The sequence below is a fragment of the Mucilaginibacter flavus genome, assembly GCF_030409315.1.
GTDB classification, from domain to species: domain Bacteria; phylum Bacteroidota; class Bacteroidia; order Sphingobacteriales; family Sphingobacteriaceae; genus Mucilaginibacter; species Mucilaginibacter flavus.
This window is the reverse complement of record NZ_JAUFPS010000082.1, coordinates 1-14,949: the sequence shown is the minus strand read 5'-3', so window position 1 is coordinate 14,949 and position 14,949 is coordinate 1. Positions and strand designations below refer to the sequence as shown.

At 42.4% G+C, this 14,949-nt stretch carries 12 protein-coding genes; 5 read left to right on the top strand and 7 right to left on the bottom strand.

All coding sequences use genetic code 11. The features are described 5' to 3' along the window. Positions 1–50: 50 nt before the first annotated feature. The 3 genes from carB to QWZ17_RS24415 all read right to left on the bottom strand — a co-directional run bounded on the left by carB (position 51) and on the right by QWZ17_RS24415 (position 4,390). Positions 51–2,867 (bottom strand): carbamoyl-phosphate synthase large subunit, encoded by a 2,817-nt coding sequence (gene carB / locus QWZ17_RS24425; protein ID WP_290307949.1) that lies wholly within the window; start codon positions 2,865–2,867, stop codon positions 51–53. A gap of 164 nt (positions 2,868–3,031) precedes the next feature. Beyond that, positions 3,032–3,751: a sterol desaturase family protein gene (locus QWZ17_RS24420; RefSeq protein WP_290307948.1), complete on the bottom strand. Its 720-nt coding sequence runs from the start codon at positions 3,749–3,751 to the stop codon at positions 3,032–3,034. Positions 3,752–3,823: 72 nt separating this feature from the next. Continuing rightward, positions 3,824–4,390 carry a Crp/Fnr family transcriptional regulator gene (locus QWZ17_RS24415; RefSeq protein ID WP_290307947.1) on the bottom strand — a complete coding sequence of 189 codons (567 nt, stop codon included), beginning with the start codon at positions 4,388–4,390 and terminating at the stop codon, positions 3,824–3,826. A gap of 92 nt (positions 4,391–4,482) precedes the next feature. Here QWZ17_RS24415 and QWZ17_RS24410 point away from each other — a divergent pair, with 92 nt between their 5' ends. Beyond that, positions 4,483–5,013 carry a hypothetical protein gene (locus tag QWZ17_RS24410; protein WP_290307946.1) on the top strand — a complete coding sequence of 177 codons (531 nt, stop codon included), beginning with the start codon at positions 4,483–4,485 and terminating at the stop codon, positions 5,011–5,013. An 8-nt stretch (positions 5,014–5,021) separates the two neighbouring features. Here the strand turns inward: QWZ17_RS24410 and QWZ17_RS24405 are convergent, their stop codons facing one another. The 3 genes from QWZ17_RS24405 to panC all read right to left on the bottom strand — a co-directional run bounded on the left by QWZ17_RS24405 (position 5,022) and on the right by panC (position 7,552). After that, positions 5,022–5,987 (bottom strand): energy transducer TonB, encoded by a 966-nt coding sequence (locus tag QWZ17_RS24405; protein WP_290307945.1) that lies wholly within the window; start codon positions 5,985–5,987, stop codon positions 5,022–5,024. 176 nt (positions 5,988–6,163) lie between these two features. Then, positions 6,164–6,514 (bottom strand): aspartate 1-decarboxylase, encoded by a 351-nt coding sequence (panD, locus tag QWZ17_RS24400; protein ID WP_290307944.1) that lies wholly within the window; start codon positions 6,512–6,514, stop codon positions 6,164–6,166. A gap of 207 nt (positions 6,515–6,721) precedes the next feature. After that, on the bottom strand, positions 6,722–7,552 hold the full coding sequence (panC, locus tag QWZ17_RS24395; RefSeq protein ID WP_290307943.1) for a pantoate--beta-alanine ligase: 831 nt from the start codon (positions 7,550–7,552) through the stop codon (positions 6,722–6,724). Positions 7,553–7,707: 155 nt separating this feature from the next. Here panC and QWZ17_RS24390 point away from each other — a divergent pair, with 155 nt between their 5' ends. The 3 genes from QWZ17_RS24390 to glmS all read left to right on the top strand — a co-directional run bounded on the left by QWZ17_RS24390 (position 7,708) and on the right by glmS (position 12,020). Then, positions 7,708–8,532 carry a glycogen/starch synthase gene (locus QWZ17_RS24390; protein WP_290307942.1) on the top strand — a complete coding sequence of 275 codons (825 nt, stop codon included), beginning with the start codon at positions 7,708–7,710 and terminating at the stop codon, positions 8,530–8,532. A 15-nt stretch (positions 8,533–8,547) separates the two neighbouring features. Further along, positions 8,548–9,987 carry a DUF4270 family protein gene (locus QWZ17_RS24385; protein WP_290307941.1) on the top strand — a complete coding sequence of 480 codons (1,440 nt, stop codon included), beginning with the start codon at positions 8,548–8,550 and terminating at the stop codon, positions 9,985–9,987. Positions 9,988–10,184: 197 nt separating this feature from the next. Continuing rightward, a complete protein-coding gene (gene glmS, locus QWZ17_RS24380) occupies positions 10,185–12,020 on the top strand; it encodes a glutamine--fructose-6-phosphate transaminase (isomerizing) (protein ID WP_290307940.1) in 1,836 nt (611 codons plus the stop codon). Between the two features lie 223 nt (positions 12,021–12,243). On the opposite strand, the gene QWZ17_RS24375 is transcribed toward glmS, so the two are convergent. After that, the gene (locus tag QWZ17_RS24375) at positions 12,244–13,734 is read right to left on the bottom strand and encodes a catalase (protein WP_290307939.1); all 1,491 of its coding nucleotides are present in this window, start codon (positions 13,732–13,734) and stop codon (positions 12,244–12,246) included. A 92-nt stretch (positions 13,735–13,826) separates the two neighbouring features. Here QWZ17_RS24375 and QWZ17_RS24370 point away from each other — a divergent pair, with 92 nt between their 5' ends. Continuing rightward, positions 13,827–14,762: a hydrogen peroxide-inducible genes activator gene (locus tag QWZ17_RS24370; protein WP_290307938.1), complete on the top strand. Its 936-nt coding sequence runs from the start codon at positions 13,827–13,829 to the stop codon at positions 14,760–14,762. Positions 14,763–14,949: the final 187 nt, after the last annotated feature.

Below are 14,949 nucleotides of genomic sequence, written 5' to 3'. Positions count from 1 at the left end.
CAAATGCTATTAATGTTTAAATTACAACAAATAGTAATTTAATGTTTTAATTATCTGCTCAGGTACATTGATTTCTCTTTGTACAGATTTCTGAAATATGGGTCTTGCAGATTGGGGATAAAGCGGATAGCCTCGCCTGTCGATTTCATTTCAGGGCCTAATTCCTTGTTTACCTCAGGGAATTTATCAAAGGAAAACACTGGTTCTTTGATGGCATAACCCCATAGTTTACGTTCGATGGTAAAGTCTTTCAACTTGTTGGCACCCAGCATTACTTTGGCCGCTATATTAATGTAAGGTACATCGTAAGCTTTCGCGATGAAAGGCACGGTACGTGAAGCCCGTGGATTGGCTTCAATCACATAAACCTGGTCGTTTTTGATGGCAAACTGGATGTTTAGCAAGCCGCGCACATTTAATGCTTTAGCAATTTTAACCGTGTATTCTTCCATCTGGCTAATCACATTGTCTGATAGATCAAATGGAGGCAATACGGCGTATGAGTCGCCCGAGTGGATACCGGCAGGCTCAATGTGTTCCATTAAACCAACAATATGTACATCGTCGCCATCGCTTATCGAGTCAGACTCTGCCTCTGCAGCGCGGTCAAGGAAGTGGTCAATTAATACGCGGTTGCCCGGCAGGTTTTTCAATAAGCTTACTACAGCTTTTTCCAGGTCTTCGTCATTAATTACAATGCTCATGCCCTGCCCACCTAATACATAACTTGGGCGCACCAATACCGGGTAGCCTACATGGTGTGCAACTTCAAGAGCTTCTTCAGCGCTTTCAGCAACACCGTATTTAGGGTAAGGGATATCTAAATCTTTTAACAGATCGCTAAAACGACCACGGTCTTCGGCAATGTCCATGTCGTTAAACGATGTACCGATGATCCTGATGCCATGCTCGTGCATTTTCTCGGCCATTTTTAAAGCCGTTTGGCCACCAAGCTGTACAATTACACCGTAAGGTTTTTCCAGTTCGATGATTTCGCGTACATGCTCCCAGTAAACCGGCTCAAAGTAAAGCTTATCGGCCATGTTAAAATCGGTTGATACCGTTTCTGGGTTACAGTTAACCATGATGGCTTCAAAACCAGCTTCTTTGGCGGCTAACAAACCGTGTACACAGCTGTAGTCAAATTCGATGCCCTGCCCAATACGGTTAGGGCCCGATCCTAATACGATGATCTTCTTTTTATCAGATGAGATCGATTCGTTCTCGCCCTCGTAAGTAGAGTAGTAGTAAGGTGTTTTAGCAGGGAATTCGGCAGCGCAGGTATCAACCATTTTGTATACGCGGTTGATGCCTAAGGCTTTGCGGCGCTGGTAAACGTCCTCTTCGGTAACGTTACCCAAAATGTAGGCTATCTGCGTATCTGAGAAACCTTTTTGTTTAATGGTGAATAAGAAATCTGTTGGTATGTTATTCAGTGAATAACGGCGCATTTCATTCTCTAAGTTAACCACATCCATAATCTGGTTCAAAAACCAGCGATCAATTTTGGTTACTTTACGTACCGATTCAATTGGTACACCCAGGCTTAAAGCATCATAAACGTGGAACAACCTGTCCCAGCTTGGATGCTCCAGGCTGTGCATAATTTCGTCAAGGTTGCGGCTCTGGCGACCGTCGGCACCTAAACCGGCACGACCGATCTCTAAACTTTGACAGGCTTTTTGCAATGCCTCAATAAAGCTGCGGCCAATACCCATAACCTCGCCTACAGATTTCATTTGCAAGCCAAGCTGGCGGTTAGCGCCTTTAAATTTATCAAAGTTCCAGCGAGGGATCTTTACAATCACATAATCCAAAGTAGGCTCAAAGTAAGCCGAAGTTGTTTTGGTGATCTGGTTTTCTATTTCATCAAGGTTGTAACCTATAGCCAGTTTAGCGGCAATTTTAGCAATTGGGTAACCGGTTGCTTTTGATGCCAGGGCAGATGAGCGCGAAACGCGTGGGTTAATTTCAATGGCGATGATTGATTCATCGGCAGGGTTAACCGAAAACTGTACGTTACAACCACCTGCGAAGTTACCAATGGCACGCATCATTTTAATGGCCTGGTTACGCATTTCCTGGTAGCAGCGATCGCTCAGGGTCATGGCCGGAGCCACGGTGATCGAGTCGCCGGTATGGATACCCATCGGGTCGAAGTTTTCGATAGAGCAGATGATGATCACGTTATCGTTGTTATCACGCAATAACTCCAGCTCGTACTCTTTCCAGCCTATAACGGCTTGTTCAACCAAAACCTCATGGGTAGGTGATGCCTGTAAGCCTTTGCTTAAAGCTGCATCAAAATCTTCTTTTTTATGTACAAAGCCAGCTCCTTTACCACCTAAGGTATAGCTTGGGCGGATAACCAGCGGGAAGCCAATTTCCTGCGCGCCTTCTTTACCTTCAAGAAACGAGTTCGCGATTTTTGATTTGGCAACGCCAACACCAATATCAACCATTAACTGGCGAAATGCTTCGCGGTTTTCGGTTTTTTCGATGGCATCTAAATCAACACCAACAATTTTAACACCGTATTTTTCCCATATGCCACGCTCTGCTACACTAATGCAAAGGTTAAGCGCGGTTTGGCCGCCCATGGTAGGCAGTACTGCGTCAATTTGCTGTTCCTGTAATATTTTCTCAATACTTTCAGGCTCAAGAGGTAGGAGGTAAACATGATCGGCAATAACTTTATCCGTCATGATGGTGGCGGGGTTACTGTTAATGATGGATACGGTAATACCTTCGTCTTTAAGGGAAAGGGCGGCTTGCGAGCCGGCGTAATCAAATTCGCAGGCCTGGCCAATAATGATGGGGCCAGAGCCGATGATCAGAACGGATTTGATGGAATTATCTTTGGGCATAGGGCTTTTTTTTAAATCAAAAGTTCTAAGTCAAAAGTTACCGGTTATTATGGGCCGGTAAACGATTTTTCCTATGCACTGAAGGCGAGAAATCCCGACCTCAGTGTCGGGGTGCAAAGATAGGATTTTGAGTGACACAATTCATGTTTTTTTTCAATAAATGTTCACATTTTGTGTACGTCCTTAAATTTTAGCATTTTTGTGAGTTTTAGCTCCTTCTCGGTATCAAATCCGCACGATGTTGTGAAATTTTGCGGATTGCTGTACGTGCCAAATAACATATCCCACCAAACAATATCGCCGTAATTATTACTGTGTTTTTCATACTCGTGATGAATGCGATGCATTTCGGGGCGTTGAAAAATATAGCCGATCCATTTAGGCGTTTTAATGTTGGTGTGGTAAAAAAATTCGCCCAACGCGGTACATAAAGTATAAATAGCCCCGGCTTCGGGATTTAACCCTAAAAGCGTATACACCAACAGGCTCCCTATAACAGAGTTTACAGTCATCTCCAACGGGTGCTTATAAAAGGAAGTAATTACTTCTATGCGTTGCGCGCTGTGATGAATCTGGTGGAAATGTCGCCATAAAAAATCACTTTCATGACGCCATCTGTGCCACCAGTAAAAAATAAAGGTTGCTATAAAATAGGCCACAACACCGCCAAACCAATTAGGGATGTGTTGCGATAGGTGAAACATTGAACTGCCCGACAGCCATTTTTCCCAGCTATAGCCGGCAATTACAACAATAAGCAATTGGGCAAAATTTATGGCAAGTACCCTGATCGTCCAGGTAGGTACTTCGGGAAGTTTCCAGCCTGGCAAAAGTTTTTCGATAAGGAAACAAAGAGCAAAGGAAACTAATATAATAACAAGCATAATAGTGATTTTTGATTAAATCAAATCTCGGCACAGATGGGACCGATAAGTTTTGACTTATATCAAAAACGGTTACTTCGCTCTTATCCGGCTTAACGTTTCCTGTTTGATGCTCAGGAAGGAGGCAATTTGCCCCAATGATGCCTTCTGCAAAATGCCGGGATAGGTTGCAAGTAAATTTTCATAGCGCTGCTTCGCCGTAAGTGTTTGCAGATTGATGGTCCGCTCTTCGCTGCGGATATAGTATTGCTCCGTAATAAGCCTGCCGGTTAAATTAAATTCGGGGTGGTTTTTATAGATGCTTTGTAATTGATCCCAATTGATAGATTGCAGCACACTATCCTCCAACACCTGTATGTTTTCAAAAGAGGGTTTTCTTGAAAAAAAGCTATAAACCGATAGTATGATTTCACCCTGTCCCATAAACCAACTGGTGTATTCGTTCCCTTTTTTATGGTAGTAAGCCCTGGTGAAACCCTCTTTAACAAAGTATATACGCTGCGCAACCTGCCCTTCTTTTAACAGCAAGGCCTTTTTAGGAAAATGGTATTCAACCAAATACGATTGCAATTCGGTTTGTATGGAGGGCGACAAAATATTTATATTATTCAGTACACTTAGCAAACTATTTGTTTCCATAAAATCTTAATATATTTATACGGTGCAATGCACTTCTAAACCAATTAAACTTGTAATTGTAATATAGTACAATTAACTTACAGCAATTAACGATGATGAAGAAACCTACATTTTTTCTGCTTGCTGCTATTCTGCTTTTTGGAAGCTGCGGTATGTTGCAGTCTATCATGAAATCTACGTTTCCGTACACTGCCGATTTAACTATTCCGGCGGCTACCACCACAGGCGAGCCGCATACGGTGATAAGTATGGCCAATAGTTTAGACCAAGGTTTTACCAAGGATGGGAACAATGCCAATAAGATAAGCGAAGTGCGCATGATATCGGCCAAATTACAATCAAAAGAACCATCTAATTATAATATCGGCAACATATCTGCACTGCGGGTTTATATGGCCAAAGCCGATGGCAGCGATGAAGTACTGGTAGCTATACGTAAAGATATCGCCGCTAACTCTGGCAATAGCGTTATACTGGATATTGATAACTCCCACTTTTTGGATGAAATTGTAAGGGAACCGGGCGTACGTATCCGAATGGTTTACCTGTTGCGTAAAGGCGCCCCGGTTGATGCCAACCTAAAGCTATCGCTCAGTATCGGGTCTGAGCCGAGGGAGCGGTAAAACTGCAGTTAGTTTTTCAGTGTAAATGCTATTGGTACCGCGTATTCAATTCTTACAGGTAAGCCAAATCGTGTTCCAGGTGTCCATCGGGGAGACTCTTTAATTACCCTTACCGCCTCTTCATCCAATTCCTTATTTACAGATCGCGCAACTTTTATATTTGAAACAAGGCCGTCTTTTTCAACTATAAAACTCACTATTACACGCCCTTCTATGTTATTTTTGCGCGCATAAATTGGATATACGATATTATCACCTAAATAACGGGAAAATGCGGGTATTCCACCATTAAATTCTGGTATGGTCAATCTCGATTTAGTATAGCTTGTGTTTTTACCGTCCTCTGTTATCGCTGTACCGGATATTAAAACATCATTGTCATAAATTTCAGTGAACGTGATATGTTCATTTTTGAAGTCCCCTTTCCAGGTGCCGGTCATTTTCCCGTTTTTCATTTCGCCTTCTTCATTAACATAAGTGAAGTCGTCATCATAAGCTTGATAATGTCCAGTGCCATTAGTTAAAAGCCTTCTGCCAATAGAGTCGTTAAGTGCAACTATATTGAAATCGTCTCTGAATTTATTATCAGGTTTGCCGTTATCAGGATAAAACTTTTGCAAGTATATTTTACCGTTAGGGAAATAATCAAATTCGTCGCCTGCTTTTGATCCGTTTTTGTAATTGGTAACACTCTCTTTTTGGCCGTTTTTAAAAAACGACAGTTTTAATCCGTCAAATTTCTGGGGATCTATAGTTACTGATTTACCAATAAGCTTTTTCGCCCCATTTGCGTAATATTCTTTAACGTTATATTGCGCGCTTCCCGAATCTGGCTCACTTATTACGCGGATAAAATCTGCACTATCACGAGTGGATACATAAATACCATTGTTTTTCAGAAAGTAAACATTTTGGCGTTGTGCAAAACATAGGGATGTAATAAAAAGCAATACAGAAGTTAAAGATAGCTTCATTGATAAGGAGTGATGTTACGAGGCGCTAAATTACTTTATTAAAAAATCCGGTTAAAATTATTACGCCTGTTAACGTGTTATTTAATTGTTAAGTGGCTCCCGGGTTGAAAAACATGCATAAAAAAAGCGGCTCATTTGAGCCGCTGGTATTAATTTCTTTTAATAAAACAGTTGTGCTACTTTATCAATTTGTTATCGGCATCAGGAAACACCAATATGGGTTCGTAAGCGCGGGCCTCATCGGCTTCCATATACGCGTATGACATAATAATCACAATATCACCAACCTGGGCCAGCCTTGCGGTAGCGCCGTTTAAGCAAACTGTACCGGTACCACGCTCGCCTTTAATAACATAGGTTTCAAAACGGGCGCCGTTATTATTGTTTACTATTTGTACCTTTTCGTTGGGGATAATGTTAGCCGCCTCAATCAAATCCTCATCAATTGTAATACTGCCCACGTAATTCAGTTCTGCCTGCGTTACTTTCACCCTGTGAAGCTTGGACTTCAATATCTCAATAATCATGGTGCAAAGTTATAAACTTTTTTGTTGATGGTTAATAGTTGATAGATCATAGTTGATGGTTCATAGATCATGGTTGCGAAGTTTACATATAGATGAGATGGTTACAGATCATAGTTGATGGTTCATAGATCATGGTAGAAAAGGTGATGAACTCATCGCTCACAACCAAAACCTTTTTACTATGATCCATGAACCATCAACCATAAACTAAATAATCAACATATTGTCTATCAATCTTGTTTTGCCTGCGCGGGCGGCAACAAGGGCAACATTTTTTTTAGTATCGGCGTTGGCTGGCAGCAGTGTATCGCCGTCGGCAATTTCAAAATACTCAAGTCCGATGCCGGGTTCGGCGTTAATCATGTTTTTGGCATGTTGCTGTAACGCGGGAATGCTTTCAGTATTAAAATTTGCTTTAACCCAGCTAAGCGCTTTGGATAGGATAAGGGCGTGCTGCCTGTCGTCGGCAGTTAAATGAATATTGCGTGAGCTCATGGCCAGGCCGTCGGTTTCACGTTCTATGGGGCACATGATCAGCTTTACGGGCATCTGCATCAAGTTTACCATTTTACTGATCACCATAAACTGCTGGTAATCTTTCTGGCCAAAAAAGGCCATATCGGGCTTAACAATATTAAACAGTTTATTCACCACCTGCATTACACCCTGGTAGTGCCCCGGGCGAAACTCACCCTCTAATAAATGTTCAAGCCGGCCTATATCCAAATGCCATTTCTCATTATCATCATAAATTTCTGATACCGATGGATTGAACAGAATATCGCATCCGGCCTGCTCCAGCATGGCTATGTCGGCAGCTATGGGGCGTGGATATTTCTCAAGATCCTTGGGGTCGTTAAACTGGGTGGGATTTACAAAAATACTGCACACAACTTCGTTACAAACTTGCTGTGCCTGCTTTATTAATGATATGTGGCCATTGTGCAGCGCGCCCATAGTTGGCACAAAACCAACGGTTTTGCCTGTTTTATGGGTAAAATATTGCGCTACTTCCTGCCTGGTGGTAAATATCTTCAATGCAATAACCTTTACAAAATTTGGTAAAGGTGTGCATTTACGCAAAAAATACCAAAAGTTACTTGTACAATTCGTTGACAGTTCATATAATAATGATTATATTTGCAGACTCAAATTTTTTGACCTCTTTACATATTTTTAATACTGATTAAGTGATGGGTAAATCTAAGCTATTGTTTATAACTCATGAAATGTCTCCTTTCCTTGAACTCACAAAAATTGCTGAAATAACACGCCAACTTCCGCAGGCTATGCAGGAGAAGGGATTCGAGATTCGGATTCTGATGCCGCGTTTTGGCAATATCAATGAGCGCAGGAACCGCCTTCATGAAGTTATCCGTTTATCGGGCATGAATATTATCATTAATGATAATGACAACCCGCTGATCATCAAGGTAGCATCTATTCCGGCAGCACGTATGCAGGTGTATTTTTTAGATAATGAAGAATATTTTCAGCGTAAACATGTGTTTGGTGATAAAGACGGTAAATTTTACGCAGACAATGACGAAAGGATGATTTTCTTTTGCAAAGGAGCGTTAGAAACTGTTAAAAAATTAGGCTGGGCTCCAGATATCATTCACTGCCACGGCTGGATGAGCGCTTTGGTGCCTGCATACCTGAAAACTACTTACAAAGACGATCCAACTTTTAAACATTCAAAAATCATTTACTCTATTTACGAGAATGATTTTAAAGATAAGCTGGGTGCCGAGTTTGCTCAGAAAGCAATCATGAGCAACATGACCGAAGAGCACGTTGATGCTTACAAAGAAGGAACAAATTCTGCCCTTTACGCAGGTGCTATTCAATACTCAGACGGGATTGTTTTGGCCAGCGAAAATATCGACGCAGATGTGTTAAATAATGTTAAAAACAGCAATAAATCGGTTTTGGAATTTGATTCTACCGCAGATTTCGAAAATTATTACAATTTTTACGACGAAATTACCAACGACGAATTGGTGCATGTTGCATAAGACTTAATATTATATATGAAATTTTTCCGATTAGACTTATTGACCCTGTTAATAAGTCTTTTTATTTTGAATAGCTGTAAGCGCCAGGATAGTATTGGTTTAGGTGTTGATACATCAAACCAAATTAGCGGCACTTTGCTTGTTGATACCAATATTACCTTCAATACGGTTGATGAAGATTCAACCGCTGTAGTCACATCGGCGTTAGCTAAAACCCCCCTGGGCGAATTTGTTGATCCTGCATTTGGTACTGTAAAATCAAATGTAGCGCTTGCCTTGTTAATGCCAACTACTCCGTATACCGTGCCTGCCGGTACCCTAACGATCGATTCGGTGGTAATGGTTTTGGGCTACGCCAATGGCTTTTACGGCGACTCGGTTGCTACTAAATATAAGGTTAACGTTTATCAGCTTACAGATAAGCCAACAACATCAACCTATTACAGTACTACTCATTGGAATTCTCAGTCGACGGTATTGGCAACCAAAACCTTTACTGCAAACACTCACGATAGTTTAACTATTGTAAGGATACGTAAAGATACCGTTGATACGGTACAGCGTGTTGCGCCTCAATTGCGTATACCATTTAGCAAAAAATTTATTTATGACAACCTGTTTAATGCCAGCGGAGCAACTTTAGCTTCTGACGCGGCGTTCCAAAACGCGGTTAAAGGCTTATATGTTACTTTACAAAGATCCCAGGCTTCAAACGCTGGAGGTACATTGCAATTAAACCTGGCGGCCGCCTCATCATATATAGATGTTTTTTATAAAGCTGCCAAAGTTACAAGTGTAACAACCAATAGTGTTACCAAAGATTCCTTAGAAGTAGATACCAACACGGCGAGGCTTACCTTCCCAATACACGTGGCCGAAATTAAGCGGACTTACAGCGACGCAGTAAAGGCCGCTAAAAACGCTAATGTGAAACAAACAACGGTTTATTTACAAGGTTTAGGTGGCTTACGTTCAAAAATAGCATTCCCGGGTTTAGATAAATTAAATCCCGATTCTATAGTACTTAACCGTGCCGAATTGGTAATAACACCAGTACCGGGTTCTGGCGTACCATACGCGCCTTTATCCAAGCTATCCATGTATCAGTTAGATATTGCCAACCAACGCATATTGATCCAGGATGCAAACTCCACTAACGCGTTGTACCAGGCAGGTTTATTTGGTGGCTTTTACACCCGCACAACCAAAGAGCCGGTTAAAGCTTACCGCTTTGTAATCACCAGTTATATTCAAAATCTTATCCGTAAAAAAACGGTTGATTACGGAACTTACATAGCGCCTATTGACACCAGTGAGGTAAACTCAACAACCGGGGCAACCGCCATAACGCCAAGCGCGCAAATCGCGGCCCGGGCCATATTGATTGGTAACGACAAAAATTCGCCTTACCGCATCAAATTGAATTTGATTTACACTAAAATTCCAAAATACTAAAGCATCGCTTTAAAACAGATTTAAATAAAAAGAATCCCCGCTTAGGGGATTTTTTTATTTAAGCCCAAAGTACTTTTTAAAAAATATTTTTAAGTACGAAAAAAAGTTGCTCTTTTATTAAATAATTAAAATAATTGCCTGTGATGTATGTTATATAGCTGATATTTTTGCGCCAAATCAAATACTAAATTTTTTCTATGTGCGGCATTGTTGGTTATATAGGTTTCAGGGATGCATATCCTATTATTATAAAAGGACTACACAGGTTAGAGTACCGGGGCTATGACAGCGCCGGTGTTGCCTTGTTAGATAAAGAACTTAAGGTTTACAAAAAGGCCGGTAAGGTTGATGATCTTGAAAAGTTTGTAAAAGATATTGACCTTAAAGGATCAATAGGCATGGGGCATACCCGTTGGGCTACCCACGGCGCGCCAAGCGACAGGAACTCGCACCCCCACTCATCCGGCGATCGTAAGCTTACTATTATTCACAACGGTATCATCGAAAATTATGGCATCATCAAAGAAACACTGATTGCCAAAGGCCACGTTTTTAAAAGCGACACCGATACCGAGGTTTTAATTCACCTCATAGAAGATATCATGAGCCAAACCGGCCTCGATTTACGCGAAGCGGTGAGGGTAGCCTTAAACAAGGTGATAGGTGCCTACGCTATTGTGATTATGAGCGCCGAAGAGCCCGATTTGCTCATTGCAGCCCGAAAAGGCAGCCCGATGGTTATTGGTGTTGGCAAAGGCGAGTATTTCATCGCGTCTGATGCTACGCCGATTGTGGAGTACACCAAAAATGTGATCTACTTAAATGATAACGAGATAGCCTACATTCACCGCGATAACCTGCTGATTAAAAACATCGATAACTCTGTACAAACTCCATACATCCAGGAGCTGGATCTGAAGCTGGAAATGTTGGAAAAAGGCGGCTACGATCACTTTATGTTAAAGGAGATTTACGAGCAGCCACGATCCATCCGTGATTGTTTACGCGGCCGTATTTATCCGCAGCAGGGTAAAGTGCAGTTGGGCGGTATAAAAGAATATACCGAGAAACTGAAAAATGTCGACCGAATCATTATCATTGCCTGTGGTACCTCATGGCATGCAGGCCTGGTAGGCGAATACCTGATAGAAGAGTATGCCCGCGTACCTGTAGAAGTCGAATACGCATCTGAGTTCCGTTACCGCAACCCTATCATTACCGAAAAAGACCTGGTAATAGCCATCTCCCAATCGGGCGAAACTGCCGATACCATGGCAGCAATTGAACTGGCTAAAGAAAAAGGGGCGACCATATTTGGTATTTGCAACGTGGTGGGCGCATCCATCCCGCGCACTACACACGCGGGCGTTTATACCCATGCCGGACCAGAAATTGGTGTAGCATCAACCAAAGCATTTACCGCCCAGGTGAGTGTGTTAACGCTTATCGCTTTTTACATTGCCCAGCAACGTGGTAAAATTACCCAAAGCAAACTGGTTGAATATTTAACCGAGCTAAACCAGATACCACAATTGGTTGAGGAAGCGCTGAAATGCAATGATCATGTTATGGAAATTGCGGCTAAATTTAAGGATAGCACCAATTGCCTGTTCCTGGGTAGGGGCAGCTCGTTCCCGGTAGCTTTAGAAGGCGCTTTAAAGCTTAAAGAGATTTCTTACATCCATGCCGAGGGTTATCCTGCCGCCGAGATGAAGCACGGCCCTATCGCCTTAATTGATGATGACATGCCGGTTGTGGTTATTGCTACGCAACATTCATCGTACGAGAAAGTAATCAGCAATATACAGGAAGTAAAAGCCCGCAAAGGCCACGTGATAGCCATTGTTACCGAAGGCGACACCGAAGTACGTGCCATGGCTGATTACGTAATTGAGATACCACAAACGCACGAAGCATTTGTGCCGCTGATAGCAACCATTCCGTTACAACTATTAGCCTACCACATAGCCGTAATGCGCGGCTGCAACGTAGATCAGCCGAGGAATTTGGCAAAATCTGTAACTGTGGAGTAGTTTGCAGCAGGCGGTTTGCAGTTTGCAGGTTTCTTTTCTGAACTCGGATTAACGGAGTTATCAGATTCATTGGATTTGATTTGCAAAAGGAAGAGAATACATTAATCTGGTAAATCCCGGTTCAAACACAAAAAGCGATGGCGTAGGCACCATCGCTTTTTGTATATAATAGCTTGCCAACCGAATTAAGCTTGCCAACTGCAAACTCAAAACTGCCAACTGACTAAGCCGGCATATGTTTCATCGTTTCAGATAAATCAAGCTGCAGGCCTTTAGCTATGGCCATGCCCAGGTTGATATCGGCCCTAAACCAGTGGCAAAGCTGGCGGTTAATAATCAGGTCTTTTTTGGGGCCATCAATGCCGCTCATGGCACCAACTACATTGGCAATAAGGTCTTGCTTTTGCTGGGCATCCATCAGGCGGTATAATGCACCGGGTTGGCTGTAATGATCGTTTTCACCTTCGGCGTTCCTGTCATACCAATCCCCTACCGAGCTGCCAAAATCCCAGGCCGGTTCTTTGTAGCTTTGGTCAACCTCAATATCATCAAAGCTGTTAGGGAAATAGTTTGGTGCCGAACCATGGTTTCCGTTTACAGTCATCTGGCCATCGCGTTGGTAATTGCTTACCAGGTAAGGGCATTTATTTACAGGAATTTGCTCGTAATTGCCACCTAAGCGGTAACGGTGTGCATCCGGGTATGACAGAATACGACCTTGCAACATTTTATCGGGCGAGTAACCAACACCATCAACTACATGTGCCGGTGCAAAAGCGGCCTGTTCCACATGGGCAAAGTAGTTATCAGGATTTTCGTTCAATTCCAATACACCCACATCAATCAGCGGGTAATCGGCATGCGGCCATACTTTAGTTAAATCAAATGGGTTGATGTGGTATGTTTTGGCATCGGCCTCGGGCATTACCTGTATTTTCATAGCCCATTTAGGAAAATCGCCGTTATCTATGTGGGTTAACAGATCATGTTGCGCAAAATCAGGTGCTTTACCTTTCATTTCAGTTGCTTCGGCATCGGTAAAGTTTTTGATGCCTTGCAAAGTTTTAAAGTGAAATTTAACCCAGAAACGCTCGTTAGCCGCGTTGATAAATGAGAAGGTATGGCTGCCAAAGCCATCCATGTGGCGATAACCATATGGTGTACCCCTATCGCTCATTAAAATGGTTACCTGGTGCAGGCTCTCCGGGTTAAGCGACCAAAAATCCCACATCATGGTAGCACTTTTTGTGTTGGTATACGGATCGCGCTTTTGGGTATGGATAAAATCGCCAAATTTCTTAGGGTCTTTTATAAAAAATACGGGGGTGTTGTTGCCTACCAAATCCCAGTTGCCATCTTCGGTATAAAATTTAATAGCAAAGCCACGTGGGTCGCGTTCTGTATCTGCCGATCCTTTTTCGCCACCTACTGTAGAGAAACGTAAGAATAGCTTGGTTTCCTTACCTATAGCATTAAAAACTTTAGCGCGGGTGTATTGGCTGATATCATGTGTGATGGTTAATTTACCATAAGCGCCCGAGCCTTTAGCGTGAACCACTCTTTCGGGAATACGCTCACGGTTAAAATGAGCCATTTTTTCGTGCAGAATGTAATCCTGCAACAGGATAGGACCACGCGGACCAGCGGTTTGCGAGTTTTCGTTCTCCACGTAAGGTCTGCCAGATGCAGTAGTAAGTTTTTTCTTAGTTTCCATAGCAATTGAGTTTTGTAATTCAAACTTGAGGATAATATTCTAATAGAAAAAATCAATAATTGTTATATTTGAATAGAATTTATCTATACAATATGACCATAACGCAATTAGAATATATAGTGGCTGTTGATACCTATCGCAGCTTTGTAGTAGCTGCCGAAAAGTGTTTTGTAACCCAGCCAACGCTAAGCATGCAGATACAAAAACTGGAGGACACCCTTGGTGTTAAGCTGTTTGACCGCAGTAAACAGCCTGTTACACCTACCGAAATAGGAATAGAAATTATAGCCCAGGCGCGGGTGATGCTATCTGAAAGCGAAAAGATCAAAGAGATTATTACCGACAGGCAAAAGGAGCTATCCGGCGAGTTAAAGGTGGGCATTATCCCTACGGTATCGCCCTATATTTTACCCAAAATTATTCACGGCTTTATTGAAAAATACCCGCAGGTGAAACTGATTGTTTGGGAACAAACCACCGAAGAAATAATTCAACAGCTAAAATTGGGGATGATTGATTGCGGAATACTCTCCACCCCGCTTCACGAAGGCAACCTTACCGAGATCCCGGTGTTTTATGAAAATTTTGTAGCCTATGTATCCAAAAACAGTAAGCTATCTAAAAAGAAAAGCATTACGCCCGATGATATCGATATGGAAGAGATTTGGATACTCAATGAGGGCCATTGCATGCGCGAGCAGGTATTAAACATTTGCCAGCGCCGTAAAACCACCAGGGGCTTCCAGCATTTTGAATATAATACCGGCAGTGTAGAAACCCTGAAACGCATGGTTGATCAAAACAACGGGGCCACCATATTACCCGAACTTGCCCTTGCCGAACTTACCGAGAAGCAACTGGATAAGGTTCGCCATTTTAAATCGCCCGAGCCGGCCCGCGAAGTAAGCATTGTAATTCAGCGTAACTTTTTAAAACGTAGAATGATTGAGGCCCTGAAAAATGAGATATTGGAGTTTGTGCCTAAACGGATGAAGAGTAAGAAGAAAAAGGAATTGATGGATATATAAGGCGAAACTTTTAACTCCCCTCTTGAGAGGGGGCGTGCCGGAATGAGCGATGGCAGGGGTGTGTTCACCACCGTTCCTCCTCGCCTGCATAACACACCCCTCCACCCCTCTCAAGAGCAGGGCTGTTGCATTCTAATTTAATAGTTGTTTCAATTTGTTAATATCATTACAAACAAGCCTTTGTGCT

Excerpts from the sequence above, each read along its gene's own strand:
- QWZ17_RS24405 (WP_290307945.1), bottom strand. The coding sequence starts at position 5,987 with ATGAAGCTATCTTTAACTTCTGTATTGCTTTTTATTACATCCCTATGT.
- glmS (WP_290307940.1), top strand. The coding sequence starts at position 10,185 with ATGTGCGGCATTGTTGGTTATATAGGTTTCAGGGATGCATATCCTATT.
- QWZ17_RS24390 (WP_290307942.1), top strand. The coding sequence starts at position 7,708 with ATGGGTAAATCTAAGCTATTGTTTATAACTCATGAAATGTCTCCTTTC.
- QWZ17_RS24420 (WP_290307948.1), bottom strand. The coding sequence starts at position 3,751 with ATGCTTGTTATTATATTAGTTTCCTTTGCTCTTTGTTTCCTTATCGAA.
- QWZ17_RS24370 (WP_290307938.1), top strand. The coding sequence starts at position 13,827 with ATGACCATAACGCAATTAGAATATATAGTGGCTGTTGATACCTATCGC.
- QWZ17_RS24410 (WP_290307946.1), top strand. The coding sequence starts at position 4,483 with ATGATGAAGAAACCTACATTTTTTCTGCTTGCTGCTATTCTGCTTTTT.
- carB (WP_290307949.1), bottom strand. The coding sequence starts at position 2,867 with ATGCCCAAAGATAATTCCATCAAATCCGTTCTGATCATCGGCTCTGGC.
- QWZ17_RS24375 (WP_290307939.1), bottom strand. The coding sequence starts at position 13,734 with ATGGAAACTAAGAAAAAACTTACTACTGCATCTGGCAGACCTTACGTG.
- panD (WP_290307944.1), bottom strand. The coding sequence starts at position 6,514 with ATGATTATTGAGATATTGAAGTCCAAGCTTCACAGGGTGAAAGTAACG.
- QWZ17_RS24415 (WP_290307947.1), bottom strand. The coding sequence starts at position 4,390 with ATGGAAACAAATAGTTTGCTAAGTGTACTGAATAATATAAATATTTTG.
- QWZ17_RS24385 (WP_290307941.1), top strand. The coding sequence starts at position 8,548 with ATGAAATTTTTCCGATTAGACTTATTGACCCTGTTAATAAGTCTTTTT.